Raw genomic sequence first — 15015 nt, forward strand, 5'->3', positions numbered from 1 at the left:
CGCTTGTGCGGCGCGGGCCTAGCCGGCAGCGCGCTTGGCGGCCTTTTCGAACTTCTTGATCACCCGGTCGCGCTTGAGGCGGCTGAGATAGTCGATATAGAGCACGCCATCGAGGTGATCGAGCTCATGCTGGATGCAGACGGCCAGCTTGCCCTCGGCTTCCAGCGTAACCTCTTTGCCTTCGAGGTCGGTATAGGTCACCGTCACCTCATTGGGGCGCTCGACTTCATAGTAGAGCTCGGGGATCGACAGGCACCCTTCCTCGGTCACCTGCATCTGCTCGCCGAAATGGGTGATCTCGGGGTTGATCATCACCAGCGGCGTGGGGGTCTCATCCTCGCCGGCCAGATCCATCACCACGATGCGCTTCATCACGCCGATCTGCGGCGCGGCCAGGCCGATGCCGGGCGCGTCATACATGGTGTCGAGCATGTCCTTGGCCAGTTCCTTGATGGAGTCATCGACCGTATCGATCGGATCGGTGACGGCCCGCAGGCGCGCATCAGGAATGACAAGAATGGGGCGGATAGCCATGTGTGTTGGTCCGGCGAAAGGGGAATTGCCTCTCGATATGGTATTTCCGCGCGCCGGGTCAACTGTCGTGGCCATCTCGACCGCCCGATGCGCCCTGTCATGTCCCCGGAACATTATGGCAACGCCTCGAATCGGCTAGTGTGTCGGGATGGACACTCAGCTCTTCATGCTCGGCGACTGGCCGATCACCACCGCCACGGCCGCCCTGGCCGCCGGGCTCCTGCTCGCCCTGGGCCTTGGCATTGCCGTGATCTCAACCATGCGCGCCAGTGCCGCGCGGGCTGAGGCCGCCGCCCAACAGGCTTCCGACCAGCTGCGCAGCAATTTCCAGGCCCAGATCGCCGAACGCGACCGCCGCATCGAAGAGCTGGTCCGCCAGATCCAGCAGGAGCGCCAGCGCGGCGAGGGCCTGCTCGACGCCGAACGCAGTCGCAATGCGGATCTTCTGGGCGAAGTCTCGGGCCTGCGCGCCCGCATGGCCGAGCAGGAAAAGCAGTCTGCCGAAAATCTCCAGCGCTTCCTCGAGGCGCGCCAGCACATGACCGACGAGTTCAAGGCCATTGCAGGCGACGTGCTCAAGAGCCATGGCGAAACCTTCTCCAAGCAGAACCGCGAGCAGGTCGACAATCTGCTCAAACCGCTCAATGACAAGATCGTAGCATTTCAGAGCGAACTGCTACGGGATCGTGCCACCATGGGTGAACAGATCCGGGCTTTGAGCGCTAGCAATTTGCAGATCACCACCGAGGCGCAGAACCTCACCCGTGCGCTCAAGGGCAATTCGCAAACCCAGGGCGCCTGGGGCGAAATGATCCTCTCCACCATCCTCGAAGGCTCGGGCCTGCGCGAAGGCGAGGAGTTCGTCACCCAGACCAGCCACACCGCCGAGGACGGCAGCCGGGTCCGCACCGATGTCGAAGTGCTGATGCCCAACAATGACCGGCTGGTAATTGATTCCAAGGTCTCGCTGACCGCTTTCGAGGCCTATGTGAATGCCGAGGACGAGGCAAAAAGCCAGCATTTGCAGGCCCATATCGTCTCCATTCGCAGCCATATCCGCACGCTGGGCGAAAAGACCTATCAGCGCCATGCGCGCAGCAGCCTCGATTATGTGATGATGTTCGTGCCCATCGAATCCGCCCTAGCCACCGCTATCCAGGCCGACGCCAAGCTGGTCGAATATGGCATGAGCCAGGGCGTCATGCTGACCACGCCCACCACGCTGATGACCGTGCTGCGCACGGTGCGCAATGTCTGGGATATCGAGAAACGCCACCGCAACGCCGAGGAAATCGCCAGCCGCGCCGGCGCGCTCTACGACAAGGTCGTGGGCTTTCTGGGCAGCATGGACAAGCTCGATGGCCATCTCGAAAAGGCGCGCAGCAGCTTTGACGACGCGCGTGGCCAGTTGGTCAGCGGCAAGGGCAATGTCGTGCGCCAGGTGGAAATGCTGCGCGAACTGGGCGCCAAGTCGAGCCGGGCGATCCCGGCCGGCTGGGAGAGTTCCGAGGGCGGCTCACCTGCCGACGCGCCCACGCTGCGCCTGGTTGCCGATGATCCCGGCGATCTCGCCTAGAGGCTGGTGCGGGCCTTGAGCGCCTGGCTGAGCGTGCCTTCGTCCAGATAATCCAGCTCGCCGCCCATGGGCACGCCATGCGCCAGCCGGGTGATGGTCAGGTTCTGCCCGCTGAGCCGGTCGGTGATATAATGCGCCGTGGTCTGGCCTTCGACGGTGGCGTTGACGGCCAGCACGATCTCGCGGAACTCCGGCGCCCGCCGGATCAGGGCATCGATGCTGATGTCATCGGGACCGACGCCATCTAGCGGGGACAGCACGCCGCCCAGCACGTGGTAGCGCACGGCGCCAACGCCGGCCCGTTCCAGGGCCCACAGGTCAGCCACATCCTCGACCACGATCAGCATGCCACTCTCGGCCCGCCGGGGATCGGCGCAGATGGTGCAGGGGCTGACCGTATCGACATTGCCGCACACTTCGCAGGTGCACACCGCTGCCACGGCGCGGTCCAGCGCCGCCGACAGCGGGATCATCAGCTGGTCCTTCTTCTTGATCAGCTGCAGCACAGCCCGCCGCGCCGAGCGCGGGCCAAAGCCCGGCAGGCGCGCCATCAGCTGGATCAGCTGTTCAATCTCGGGTCCACCATTGGCCAATTGAGCGGCAGCCTAAAACGGAAACTTCATGCCGGGCGGCAGGGGAAGGCCTGCCGTGACCTCGGCCATCTTGCTCTGCATCTCGGCCTCGCTCTTGGCCTTGGCGTCGTTGTGCGCGGCAATGATCAGGTCTTCGAGCACTTCGACATCGTCGTCCTTGAACAGGGACGGATCGATTTTGATGCCCTTCATTTCACCCTTGCCGCTGAGCGACACGGTGACCATGCCGCCGCCGGACCGGCCTTCCACAACCAGCTCGGCAAGCTGGGCCTGCATGGCCTCCATCTTGCCCTTCATTTCGCTGGCGGCCTTCATCATACCCATGATGTCTTTCATTCGTCGTCCTCTTCGGGTGGTGGGGGCGGCAGATCGTCAACCACGGCAGCGGCCTCGTCGCGCACCGTCACATTGACGACCTTGGCGCCCGGAAATGTCTCAAGAATGGCCTTGACCAGCGGGTCGGCATGGGCGGCTTCGTGCGCCGCCTGCTTGCGCTGCTCGGTCTCCTGGCGCAGCGTCAGCCCTTCCGGCGGCTTGGTCGAGACCATGACGAGCCAGCGCTCGCCAGTCCACAGCTGCAACCGTGCTGAAAGCGTGGCGATGATGCCGGGATCGGTGCCATCCATCAGCGCCACTTCAATACGGCCCTGTTCAAAGGAAATCGGCCGCATCGAGCCTTCGAGCGCGAGCTTGACCAGCACGTCGCGCTTGGCGCCGGCCAGGGCAATCAGATCCTTGTAGCTGGTCACCGTCGCCAAAGCCGGCTTGGGCACGGCGACTGCCTGCGGCATCTGGGGCGATGCCGCCACCGCATCGACCGTCTCGGGCTGTTCGATGCGCATGGCCGAGGCGCTGGACGCGCCGCCACCCGACGGCCCCGAGGGGCGATCATTACGCGGCGGCAGGGCCATGCTGGGCATGGCAGGGGCCGGCGCCGGCTGGTTGGCCAGCTTGGCGATGAGATCGTCCGGGCTTGGCAGATCGGCGGCATAAGCCAGCCGGATCAGTGCCATTTCGGCCGCCTGCAGCCCATTGTTGGCCCGCGAAACTTCCTCATGGCCCTTGAACAGGATCTGCCAGGCGCGCGTCAGCGCACGCATCGGCAGCTTGCCCGCCAGTTCGGCACCGCGGCGGCGCTCGTCCGGCGTCAGCGAGACATCGTCGGCAGCCGCCGGGACGACCTTGATGCGGGTCACCAGATGGGTGAAGTCGGCCAGGTCGGCCACCAGCGTCTGCGGATCGGCGCCCAGATCATACAGATTGCGCATGGTGCTGATGGCGTCGCCAATGCGGCCGCCCATCAGCTCTTCGAACAGATCAATGATGCGGGCCCGGTCGCCCAGGCCCAGCATGGCCTTGACCGTCGCGGCTGTCACCGTGCCATTGCCATGCGCAATGGCCTGATCGAGCAGGCTCAGATTGTCGCGCGCCGACCCTTCGCCGGCCCGCACGATCATTGCCAGCGCCTCTGGCTCAAAACCGATCCCCTCCTGGTTGAGGATCGATTCGAGATAGGCCGACATGATCTCGGGCGTGATGCGCCGCAGGTCGAACCGCATGCAGCGGCTCAGGATCGTCACCGGTACCTTGCGGATTTCGGTGGTGGCAAAGATGAACTTCACATAGGGCGGCGGCTCTTCCAGCGTCTTGAGCAGCCCGTTGAAGGCCGCCGTGGAGAGCATGTGCACCTCGTCGATGACATAGACTTTGTACGGCGCCGAGGAGGGCGCGTATTTCACCGAGTCGATGATCTCGCGGATGTCGCCAATGCCGGTATTGGAGGCCGCGTCCATTTCGATCACGTCGACATGGCGGCCTTCGATGATGGCGCGACAGTGCTCGCCCTCCACGCTCAGGTCGAGCGTAGGATGGGGGCCGCTGGCATCTTCATAGTTGAAGGCACGGGCCAGGATGCGGGCGGTGGTCGTCTTGCCCACGCCGCGCACGCCGGTCAGGATAAAGGCGTGGTGAATACGGTTCTGCGCAAAGGCATTGCCCAGCGTCTGCACCATGGCGTCCTGGCCGACGAGCGTGGTGAAGTCGCGCGGGCGATACTTCCGCGCAAGCACGAGATAGGGCGATGATGCAGAATCGGAGCCAGCCATTTCGCTTTCTTACCACATCGGGTGGGAAAGCCTCTGCCTGGGCTGTGCAAACCCTGTGATGGCCAAAGGCTGCAGTAGGAGGCTGGCAACGACCCGTGAAGGTCTCGTTGGGGCTGCTTCCTTCCGGACCTGACCCGGTTGGCGAGGAACACGTCCGCGCCAACCTCCCGATGCGCTATATGCGAATTAATTGGCGCGATGGCAAGACCCGCCGCCACCCAGATCGCGGCAGCGTGTTTCCCCGCCTTGCCGCAATGCTCTAGAAGGGGACGACTCATCTGGAGCCCAACAATGGCCAAACGCCGCCCCACCCCTTTGCGCACCTCCGGCGAGGATGTCGCCGCCAGCAAGCGCGCGCCACAGACTCCCCAGACCGAATCGGCTGCCTTTCGCCTGGCTTTTGCCGACGACGAATTTCTGACGTCCGAAGATACTCGCGGCATCCGCTTCCAGCTTGAATACCTCAAGCCGGAGTTCCGCCTGCGTGAGCGATCCATCAATTCTACGGTGGTTTTGTTCGGCGGCGCCCGCATTCCCGAGCCCGGCAAGGCCGCCTGGGCAGCGCGCAACGATATCCAGCGCGCCAATCTTGAGGCGGCTTCGCACTATTATGACGAGGCGCGCCATTTCGCCCAGCTCGCCTCAGCGACCGCCAAGGCGCTCGATTTCAAGGACTATGTGGTCGTCACCGGCGGTGGGCCCGGCGTGATGGAGGCGGGCAACCGCGGCGCGGCCGATGTCGGAGCGCCTTCGATCGGGCTCAATATCGTGCTGCCGCACGAGCAGGCGCCCAATCCCTATGTGACGCCGGAACTGAGCTTCAACTTCCACTATTTCGCTACGCGCAAGATCCATTTCCTGATGCGGGCCAAGGCTGTGGCGGTGTTCCCCGGCGGCTTCGGCACGCTGGACGAGTTCTTCGAGACCCTGACCCTGATCCAGACCGGTCGCATGGCGCGCATTCCGCTGTTGCTGTTCGGGGCAGGGTTCTGGAGCAAGGTGATCAATTTCGAGGCGCTGGCGGAGGCTGGAACCATAGCCCCCACCGATCCGGACCTTTTCACCATCGTCGAGACGGCCGAAGAGGGCTGGGACGTGATCCGTCGCTTCTACAACCTGCCCAAGATCGATGAGGTGTTGCGGGGTGACTAGGGCTGCAACCCAGCCCTCACATCCCAAACATTGCGCGATGCGCAATGGCAGTGTCACAGTCTGCCGGTAGGCGTCGCTGGCGTCGAATCGGGGGCAGCAGTTGAACACATACAATCTCGTCGTCATCGGCAGTGGTCCGGCCGGCCGTCGTGCCGCCATTCAGGCCGCCAAGTTGGGCAAGTCGGTCCTGGTGGTAGAAAACCGGCTGCGCCTGGGCGGGGTGTCCGTGCACACCGGCACCATTCCGTCCAAGACGCTGCGTGAGACCGTGCTCAACCTGTCCGGCTGGCGGGAACGCGGGTTCTACGGCCTGTCCTATCGCGTCAAGAAGGACATCGAGGGCAAGGACCTCGGCGCCCGGCTGCGCATGACCCTCGACTATGAGATCGAGGTGCTCGAACACCAGTTCGCCCGCAACGGCGTGCGCACCTTTGCTGGCAAGGCACGCTTCATCGACGCCAACCACATCAGCGTCACCGACCCGACCGGCGATGTGCACACCTTTGGTTTTGAACATGCCGTGATCGCTGTGGGCACGGCGCCCTATCGTCCGGCCAATATCCCTTTCAACGACCATTCGGTGGTCGATAGCGACAGCCTCGTTTATGAGCCGCGTGTGCCGCGCAGCCTGACTGTGGTGGGCGCGGGCGTCATCGGCATCGAATATGCAACCATCTTCTCGGCCCTCGATGTGCCCGTCACGATCATCGAGCCGCGCGACACCATCCTTGATTTCATCGACCGCGAAATCATCGAGGAATTCACCCATGACCTGCGCAAGCGCGGCATGACAATCCGGTTCGGCGCCAAGGTCGATACGGTTGAACTCGACGAGCAGGGCTGGCCCGTGGCCATCCTCGCCGATGGCCGCCGCATCCGCTCCGACATGCTGCTCTACGCAGCCGGACGCAGCGGCGCCACGGCCGATCTGGGGCTGGAAAACTGCGGCATCGTCCCTGCCGACCGCGGTCGGCTCAAGGTTGATCCCATCACCTTCCAGACCACCACGCGCAACATCTATGCTGCCGGCGACGTCATTGGCTTTCCGTCCCTGGCTTCGACCTCGATGGAACAGGGGCGTATCGCCGCGCTCCATGCCTGTGGCGCGGCCATGCCGCCGGCGCCGGCCTTCTTTCCCTATGGCATCTATGCCGTGCCCGAGATCTCCACCGTCGGCCTCACCGAGCAGCAGGTGCGCGAACAGGGCATTGCCTATGAGAGCGGCGTCGCCCGTTTCCGCGAGACCTCGCGCGGTCACATCATGGGTCTGCAGTCTGGGATGATGAAGATGATCTTCTCGCTCGAGACCCGCAAGCTGCTGGGCGTCCACATCGTGGGCGAGGGCGCCACAGAGCTGATCCACATCGGTCAGGCGGTGCTCAATCTGGGCGGTACGCTGGACTATTTTGTGGAAAATGCCTTCAACTATCCCACCCTGGCCGAGGCCTACAAGATCGCCGCGCTCGATGCCTGGAACCGCATGCCGCGCCATGCCTCCAGCGTTCCCGGTCAATAGTGCAGGCTGGCGCAGGACGGCTCGGGGCACTAGGTTCGGTGCTTTCCGATGACGAAAGCCTTCCGCCATGCCCAATCCAGCCCAGCCTGATTCCTTTGATGCCATCGTCATTGGTGCCGGTCAGGCTGGTCCATCCCTTGCGGCCCGCCTGGCTGGCGCCGGTCGCCGTGTTGCGCTGATCGAGCGCAGCCATCTGGGCGGCACGTGCGTCAACGATGGCTGCACCCCGACCAAGACCCTGGTGGCCAGCGCGCGGGCGGCCTGGGCCGCGCGGCGGGCGGGCGACTACGGCGTCGTGGTCAAGGGATCGGTCAACGTCGATATGGCCGCTGTACGGGCGCGGATGGACGCCGTTGTCTCGGCATCGGTGTCCAGTCTGACAGACTGGCTCGCGAGCTACGAGACACTCGAGATTATCCGTGGGGAGGCAAGCTTTGTCTCGGCCACCGAGGTTGCGGTAAACGGTCGACAGCTCCGGGCGCCGCAAATCTTCATCAACACCGGCGGTCGCGCCAGCATTCCCGATTGGCCGGGCCTGAACAAGGTGCCGTTCCTCACCAACACTTCCATTCTGCGGCTCGACAGCCTGCCCGGCCATCTGGTGATCGCCGGTGCGAGCTATATCGGCCTGGAATTTGCGCACATGTACGCCCGTTTCGGCGCCAAGGTGACCGTGGTTGAACGCGGCCCGCGCGCCGCACAGCGCGAGGACGCCGACATCTCCCAGCATATCCGCCAGATCCTGGAGGCGGAGGGCGTCACCTTCCTGTTCAACACCACCATTGAATCAGTGGCGCGGGCCGGCACCGGTGTCCTTGTCTCGTTCAAGACCGGGGATCGCCGAGCGTCGGTGGAGGGCAGCCATCTGATGGTCGCGCTGGGCCGCACGCCCAATACCGAAGCGCTGAACCTGTCCGCGGCCGGCGTCGCCACCGATGCGCGGGGCTATATTGTCACCGACGAGCACCTGCGCTCCAATGTGCCGGGCATATGGGCCATGGGCGACGTCAATGGCCGCGGCGCTTTCACCCATACGTCCTACAATGACTTCGAGATCGTAGCCAACAATGTGCTCGATGGCGGCACGCGCTCGGTGGCCCGCCGCATTCCGGTCTACGGCCTCTTCATCGACCCGCCTCTTGGCCGCGTCGGCATGACCGAAGATGAGGTTCGCCGCAGTGGTCGCAAGGCCCTCATCGGGACGCGGCTGATGAGCAATGTCGCGCGCGCCAGGGAACGTGGCGAAACGCAGGGCATGATGAAGGTGCTGGTCGACGCAAAGGACAAGACCGTGCTTGGTGCCGCCGTACTGGGCATCGGGGGCGACGAAGTGGTGCACAGCCTCTTGCAGCTGATGGCAGCCGGCACGCCCTACACCACCATGCGGGACACCGTTCATATTCATCCCACCGTGAGTGAACTGATCCCAACCATGCTGGGCGCACTCGAGCCGCTCGACTAAAGCGTCTGGAACACCACTGCGGTGCCGCGGCCCCGGGCCTTGGCGGCATAGCAGGCCGCGTCCGCTTCGCCCATGAAGCCCAGTGTGGAAGCTGGCGTTGAGGTGATCGTGGTGACACCCACGCTGGCGCCGACACGATAGGTTCGGCCAGCCCAGTCAAACAGCAATGCGCCGATGGAGCGCACGATCTTGTCTGCCAGCGCCTTGCCGCTGGCAAGCGGGCAATCGAGCAGCAGGACGGCAAACTCGTCGCCCCCGATGCGGGCGGCAAGGTCATGCCGGCGGCAACTCCCGCGAATGGTCTGGCCAATCTGGCGCAGCAGGGCATCACCGGCGGCGTGGCCTGCGGAGTCGTTGACGGGCTTGAAGCGATCTAGGTCGATGTAGAGCAGGCAATGGGTGGTCTGTCCGCCCCGGGCGCTGCCGATAGCCGCGCTGAGGGCGCGCTCGAAGGCCGCCCGATTGGGCAGGCCGGTCAGGTCGTCGTGTGCTGCCGAATGCGCCAGCTCGCGCTGCATGGCCCGGCTTTGCGTAACGTCCTGGAACACCAGCACTGCGCCGTCCAGTCGCCCGCTCTGTGCCTTGACGGGTGCAGCGGTGCAGCGAATGTCGCGTTCTATTCCGTTGGGGCCGACAAGAACCATGTCACCATCGACAACGGTCACATTGCCCGACGTCAGGCATCTGCCAACCACACAATCCTGCCGTTGCCCGGTTTCGCCATTGAACAGCGGGAAGATGTCTCGGACGGGACGCCCCAGCGCTTCTGCGCTGTTGACCCCCGTCAGCAGCTCCGCTGCCGAATTCATCAAGATCACCTTGCCTTCCGCATCGGTCGAGATCATGCCGTCGGCGATCGACTCAAGTGTAACGCGCAGGCGTTCCTTTTCCGCGGCCAGCTCGATCTCGGCTGTCTTGAGCCGGGTAATGTCCGTGTCCGTTCCCAGCGTCCGGGTCGGCTTGCCGTTCTCGTCCCACTCGACCGGCCGGCCACGGCTCAGGATCCAGACATAGCTGCCGTCGCGCTTGCGCTCGCGGTATTCCAGGGAATCGAAGTTATCATCGCCACGATCCTGGCGCGGCACATTCTCGAGCAGATAGGGCACGTCATCGGGATGCACGCGGCTGAGCCATTCTTCCTGGTCGCCGCTCACCGGCTCGCCCGCAGGAATGCCACGCATCACGCGCCACATGCGTGAATAATACATCGTGTCGTTGACGATATCGTGGTCCCAGACGCCCTGGCGGGCGCTCTCGAGGGCAAAGTTGAGGCGGCTCTCCGACGCGGCAAGCGCGGCTTCAGCCGCCTTCTGCCGCTCGATGCTGGTCATCTGCAGAATGAGACACTCGGTCCCTTCGACAAAGTCTGCCCGCAGCAGGGATATGGCAAGCATGACCCAGACCTGCGCCCCATCCGCGTGCCGGACCTGGTATTCACCGCGATAGCTGCCGACCTCGCCCCGAATGAGCCGCTGCACATGCAGTGTGACAGCGTTCTCCCCTTCAGCGTCATCGCGCACCAGATCGGTTAGCTTGCCGCCAATGGTCAGGGCCGCCGAGTGGCCCAGCATCGCCTTGATGGCGGGATTGGAATAAAGCACAACCCCGGTGAGGTCGCAGACCACCATGCCAACAGGCGCCGCATCCAGGACCCGGTCCAGGATGTTGTCGAGCCGCGCAAGGCGACCCGGCTTGGCAGTGGCAGTATTCGGCGACGCACTATTCATGCCTGTAGTGTGCGCCAATGGCCTTAATAGCTCATTGAACTGATGGCTGAATATGCGAGTCGTGATTCAGCTATATTCCGAATGACTTAATAAAGTCTCGCTCTATTGCTAAACCATTCCATTCGCCCGGAATTTCGCTGTCGAAGATCAGCGTGTAGGGACCTTTGTAGCCGGCTTCCTCGGCCAGTGCGACGCAGGCACCGAAATCGGCCTCGTCCAGATCACCGTCAAGGAAGGTCGCCTTGGCGTGGCACAGCTCGGCACGACCAAAGATCGATTTGAGGTCGGAGTATTTGTCCGGCCCGCCCCAATTGCCGAAATCGCCCAGCAGGCCCACCCGACCGTCCAGCTTGTCGAGCAGGTAGTGAACATGCGCCGGCTCGGCCAGCAGGTCGAACCAGTTCTCCGTCACCAGCCGGACGTTGGAGCCGGCATTGCTGTCGGCCAGCGCCGTCAGCGCCTTGACCGAGCGGTCCAGCGCATCGCGGGTCGGCTTCTGCTTGCCGGCAATGATGCGGGCATTCTCGGCGCCCAACTCATTGGCGACTTCGATCCAGCCGGCAATCCAGGCCTGGTCACGGGCGCCATGTTCGGGATGGCTGATATCGCCGGCATCGATCAGCAGCGTCTGCAGCCGCACATTGGCGATCCGCAACTGGTCGCGGAGCTCGCCCAGGTAGATCGGATCACGGCTGCGCATGTGGAACGACACGATTTCCAGCCGATGGTAGCCGTGGTTGGCCAGCACCGACGGCAGGCCGAGCAGGGACTCCTCACCTTCGCCATAGGTCTCCTGCATGGGTCCGACCTCTGATGTCGTCAGGTCATGCGGATAGGTGGCGCCGAGCAGGCGGTGCAACGACCATGTGGATACCGCGATACGGTCGGGGCTGATCTGAGCCATGGAGTTCCTCTTTGGTTTTGACGCGGACACTTTCACGCCGGTCCTGCCGGTTCAACCGGTATTATCGTTCAAACTATGGCAGGTTCAGTGTTGGTCCTGCCGCCTGGCACTAGAGCTTGTAGATGCGTTCTGCATTGCGGTGCAGCAGCTTGGCCTGTTCGTCCGCGCTGGCATGCTGGATGATCTGCCTGGTCGCCTCGACCCACCGCGTCAGCGTTCCGGTGAGCATGACCACCGGATAGTCCGAACCCCAGACCACACGGTCCCAGCCGAAGCATTCGATGATGTGTTCGACATAGGGGCGGATCGTCTCGACAGTCCAGTCCGCGCCGGAATAGGCGACAATGCCGGAAACCTTGGCCATCATATTGGGCAGCCGGGCGATCGAGCGGATATGGTCCCGCCATGGGTCGAGACCCTCCCCGGTGACGTCGGGCACGCCGCAGTGATCAAGGATGAAGGTTACGTCGGGAGCCTTTTCGGCGAGCATCTGGCCGATCGGCAATTGGTCATGACGCACGCACAGATCAAAGCTCAGATCAAAGTCGGGCAGGTGGCGCAGGTTCTCCACGAACAGGTCTGACTGGCTGAGATCGTCTGGCGCCTCGTGCAAAATACGGCGGACGCCTTTGACATGGGCGTGCTCGCTGAGTTGCTCGATGTGGTCGACAAAGCTCATGCTTTCCGGGCGGCACGCGGCGATGGCGCCCACGATTCCCGGCTGGCTGAGCGCGAACTCGGTTTCCGCCGGCATGAACTGGTCGGCGACGTCGGCTTCCATATGCAAGGCGGCCTCGACTCCAAGCGCTTTGGCTTCGGCGAAGTAGGTTTCCACGCTCCAGGGCTTGTTGATGCTCGGGCGCCGGCTGAGCCAGGGATAGGTGAAGCGCTCGGGGTAGATCAGATGCAGGTGGGTATCAACGATGCGCAATGAACAATCCTCACTCAGACGTCTCGATGCAGGCTAGCAGACTGGCTGCAGGACGCGACAGCCCTTGCATGCCACAACTGACATGTTAGTTCTTGCCAGCATTCGGCAATTGTGGTCACGCTCTGCGACAAGCAGGCTCGCTCAGCGCCGGCACATGCACTATCGGATACAGTACAGGATCAAGCCATGGCCGATCTCGCCGGCAAAATCGTTCTCATCACGGCCGCCGCCCAGGGCATCGGCCGGGCATCGGTTGAAGCTTTTGCGCGGGCCGGCGCCAGGGTCGTCGCAACCGATGTGAATGCGGCCAAGCTGGCTGAACTCAATGGCGTCGCCAATGTCACGACCCGCGTGCTCAATGTGCTGTCCGAAGAGGCGGTGACAGAGGCGGTGGCCGACATCGGCCATATCGACGTGCTGTTCAATTGCGCCGGCGTGGTGCACTCGGGCACCGTGCTCGAGATGACGGATGCCGAAATGGATTTCGCCTTTGATCTCAACATCAAGGCACAAATCCGCACCGTGCGGGCCGTGCTGCCGCAGATGCTGGCCCGCAAGGATGGCGCGATCATCAACATGGCCACGGTCGCCAGCTCGGTCAAAGGCGTGCCCAATCGAGCCGCCTACACCATCTCCAAAGCCGCTGTGATTGGCCTGACCAAATCCATCGCGGCGGACTACACCGCCCAGGGCATTCGGGTGAATGCCATCTGTCCCGGTACGGTCGACAGTCCCTCGCTGCACGAGCGTTGGCATGCCACAGGCGATTTCGAGGCAGCGCGTGCGGCCTTTATCGCGCGCCAGCCAATCGGCCGCATCGCCCAGCCCGAGGAAGTGGCCGACCTGGCCGTCTATCTGGCCGGCGCGACCTACACCACCGGGCAGATCCACATCATTGATGGCGGCTGGACCGCCTGACGTCTTGTGCGTTGGTTGACCCGGGACGCACAGAGCATCCCGGGTCGCTGTCGCTAGACCAGCCTAGAACGCCCATTCGCCCTTGCGCATCACCGGCTCGACGCTGCCATCGGCATGCACACCGTCGATGTCGATCTTGTCGCTGCCGATCATCCAGTCGATATGGATGTTCGAGCTGTTGCCGCCCTGGGCATTGATCTGGGCCTGGGTGAGATCCTTGCCGCCCACGAAGCAGTCCGAATAGCACTGGCCCTGCGCGATGTGGCAGGAGGCATTCTCGTCATAGAGCGTGTTGAAGAACAGGATGCCCGAGGCCGAGATCGGCGAGGAATGCGGCACCAGCGCCACTTCGCCCAGGTGCCGGCCGCCCTCGTCGGTGTCGAGCACCTTGTTGAAGATATCCTGGCCCTTGGATGCCTTGAGCTCGACCAGGCGACCGCCTTCGAAGCGTGCCTGCATCTCTTCGATCAGCGTGCCATTGTGGCTGAGCGGCTTGGTGGCCGCCACATGCCCCTCCACGCGCAGGCGGTGCGGCGTGGTGAACACTTCTTCGGTGGGGATGTTGGGATTGCAGGTGATGCCGTTCTTGGCTTCCGACGCGCCGCCCTTCCAACGGTGGCCATCGGCAAGGCCCACCGTCAGGTCGGTGCCGGGGCCGGTATATTTGAGCGCCGAAAAGGCCTTGCCATTCAGCCAGCTCCAGCGCGCCTTGAGATTGGCATTGTGCTCGGCCCAGGCGGCGATGGGATCATCCACATCCACGCGGCTGGCCTTGAAGATGGCATCGGCCAGCTTGCCGACCGCGACCTCTTCGCTGTCATTGGGGAAGACCAGCTTTGCCCAGGCGGCGCTGGGGTAGGAGACGATGTTCCAGTTGATGTCAAAGCCGGTGATCAACTGCAGCGCCGGCTTGTAGGCTGCCGAATTGGCGCGATTGGCGCGGCTGACCTTGTCCGGGTCCTGTCCAGCCAGCATCATCGGATTGTCCCCGGCGATGGCCAGGCGCGCCGCATTGCCCTTGAAGGCTTCTGCCATCCCTGAGTAGAGCCAGCCGGCAGCTTTGTCGAAGCTCTTGTCATTGGCATGCTTGTAGCGCGCCAGCGTCGCTTCCTCGTCTGAGTAAATGGTGGTCACCAGCCCTGCGCCGGCCTTGTAGGCATGCTCGGTGATGCGGCGAACCAGCGGCGCGGCCGTCATCGGCGCAGTCATCACCAGGTCCTGGCCCTCGGCCAGTTGCAGGCCCACCTTGATGGCAACCTGGGCGAGCTTGTCGAGCTTGATGGGATCAATGGTCATGGCGGCACTATCTCTTGGTCCTGAATCGGTGCCGGGAGCCTAGTCCCGCGGCCCGCCATGCGCCACCCCGTGGCAATTGCAAAAATGCTTGACCCAGATCAAGGGCGGGTCTGCCGGCGGCATGGCATCCATCGGGCAACAAACCGGAGGCCCAAATGGCTGAAAATCTGCACCTTGTCCTGATCGCCATCGTTGCATTCTTTGGCGTGTTCACCCTCGGGCTCGCCTACGCCCAGTGGCAGACCCGCAACATCGAAGTCTATCGCAAGGCTCAGCCGACCCCTTGACTTGATCATGATGC

14 protein-coding genes and 1 other RNA gene are annotated in these 15015 nt (G+C 63.4%); 6 read left to right on the plus strand and 9 right to left on the minus strand.

Annotated features, from left to right (window positions below; all coding sequences use genetic code 11):
- Positions 1 to 18 precede the first annotated feature (18 nt).
- Positions 19 to 534 carry a peptide deformylase gene (gene def / locus K1177_RS18100; protein ID WP_224705676.1) on the minus strand — a complete coding sequence of 172 codons (516 nt, stop codon included), beginning with the start codon at positions 532 to 534 and terminating at the stop codon, positions 19 to 21.
- Positions 535 to 682: 148 nt separating this feature from the next.
- On the opposite strand from def, the gene K1177_RS18105 reads away from it, so the two are divergent.
- Complete coding sequence (locus tag K1177_RS18105) at positions 683 to 2110, plus strand: DNA recombination protein RmuC (RefSeq protein WP_224705687.1); 1428 nt, start codon at positions 683 to 685, stop codon at positions 2108 to 2110.
- Here K1177_RS18105 and recR read toward each other — a convergent pair.
- The 4 genes from recR to ffs all read right to left on the minus strand — a co-directional run bounded on the left by recR (position 2107) and on the right by ffs (position 4977).
- Positions 2107 to 2703 carry a recombination mediator RecR gene (gene recR / locus K1177_RS18110; protein WP_224705689.1) on the minus strand — a complete coding sequence of 199 codons (597 nt, stop codon included), beginning with the start codon at positions 2701 to 2703 and terminating at the stop codon, positions 2107 to 2109. The two genes, K1177_RS18105 and recR, sit on opposite strands and share 4 nt — an antisense overlap.
- A 12-nt stretch (positions 2704 to 2715) precedes the next feature.
- Positions 2716 to 3039 (minus strand): YbaB/EbfC family nucleoid-associated protein, encoded by a 324-nt coding sequence (locus K1177_RS18115; RefSeq protein ID WP_224705691.1) that lies wholly within the window; start codon positions 3037 to 3039, stop codon positions 2716 to 2718.
- Complete coding sequence (locus K1177_RS18120; protein ID WP_224705700.1) at positions 3036 to 4808, minus strand: DNA polymerase III subunit gamma/tau; 1773 nt, start codon at positions 4806 to 4808, stop codon at positions 3036 to 3038. The genes K1177_RS18115 and K1177_RS18120 overlap by 4 nt, the downstream gene beginning before the upstream one ends.
- 73 nt (positions 4809 to 4881) lie before the next feature.
- Positions 4882 to 4977, minus strand: an RNA gene (gene ffs, locus K1177_RS18125) — signal recognition particle sRNA small type.
- Between the two features lie 122 nt (positions 4978 to 5099).
- Between ffs and K1177_RS18130 the strand changes: the two genes are divergently transcribed.
- The 3 genes from K1177_RS18130 (at position 5100) to K1177_RS18140 (ending at position 8938) form a co-directional block, all read left to right on the plus strand.
- Positions 5100 to 5960: an LOG family protein gene (locus tag K1177_RS18130; RefSeq protein ID WP_224705702.1), complete on the plus strand. Its 861-nt coding sequence runs from the start codon at positions 5100 to 5102 to the stop codon at positions 5958 to 5960.
- 100 nt (positions 5961 to 6060) lie between these two features.
- Complete coding sequence (gene sthA, locus K1177_RS18135; protein WP_224705704.1) at positions 6061 to 7476, plus strand: Si-specific NAD(P)(+) transhydrogenase; 1416 nt, start codon at positions 6061 to 6063, stop codon at positions 7474 to 7476.
- Between the two features lie 67 nt (positions 7477 to 7543).
- Positions 7544 to 8938: an FAD-containing oxidoreductase gene (locus K1177_RS18140; protein ID WP_224705706.1), complete on the plus strand. Its 1395-nt coding sequence runs from the start codon at positions 7544 to 7546 to the stop codon at positions 8936 to 8938.
- On the opposite strand, the gene K1177_RS18145 is transcribed toward K1177_RS18140, so the two are convergent.
- From K1177_RS18145 to K1177_RS18155, 3 genes are all read right to left on the minus strand, one after another.
- On the minus strand, positions 8935 to 10665 hold the full coding sequence (locus K1177_RS18145; RefSeq protein WP_224705716.1) for a diguanylate cyclase domain-containing protein: 1731 nt from the start codon (positions 10663 to 10665) through the stop codon (positions 8935 to 8937). The genes K1177_RS18140 and K1177_RS18145 overlap by 4 nt on opposite strands.
- Before the next feature lie 70 nt (positions 10666 to 10735).
- Positions 10736 to 11569 carry a sugar phosphate isomerase/epimerase family protein gene (locus tag K1177_RS18150; protein ID WP_224705718.1) on the minus strand — a complete coding sequence of 278 codons (834 nt, stop codon included), beginning with the start codon at positions 11567 to 11569 and terminating at the stop codon, positions 10736 to 10738.
- A gap of 109 nt (positions 11570 to 11678) precedes the next feature.
- Positions 11679 to 12500, minus strand: a complete 822-nt coding sequence (locus K1177_RS18155) for an amidohydrolase family protein (protein ID WP_224705720.1) — start codon at positions 12498 to 12500, stop codon at positions 11679 to 11681.
- 186 nt (positions 12501 to 12686) lie between these two features.
- Between K1177_RS18155 and K1177_RS18160 the strand changes: the two genes are divergently transcribed.
- Complete coding sequence (locus tag K1177_RS18160; protein WP_224705722.1) at positions 12687 to 13418, plus strand: SDR family oxidoreductase; 732 nt, start codon at positions 12687 to 12689, stop codon at positions 13416 to 13418.
- Positions 13419 to 13481: 63 nt separating this feature from the next.
- Here K1177_RS18160 and K1177_RS18165 read toward each other — a convergent pair whose 3' ends face one another.
- Complete coding sequence (locus K1177_RS18165) at positions 13482 to 14714, minus strand: aminopeptidase (protein WP_224705724.1); 1233 nt, start codon at positions 14712 to 14714, stop codon at positions 13482 to 13484.
- A 155-nt stretch (positions 14715 to 14869) separates the two neighbouring features.
- Here K1177_RS18165 and K1177_RS18460 point away from each other — a divergent pair, with 155 nt between their 5' ends.
- A complete protein-coding gene (locus K1177_RS18460) occupies positions 14870 to 15001 on the plus strand; it encodes a hypothetical protein (RefSeq protein WP_263575000.1) in 132 nt (43 codons plus the stop codon).
- Positions 15002 to 15015: the final 14 nt, after the last annotated feature.

The sequence above is a fragment of the Devosia aquimaris genome (genome assembly GCF_020169335.1).
Taxonomy (GTDB): Bacteria; Pseudomonadota; Alphaproteobacteria; order Rhizobiales; family Devosiaceae; genus Devosia; species Devosia aquimaris.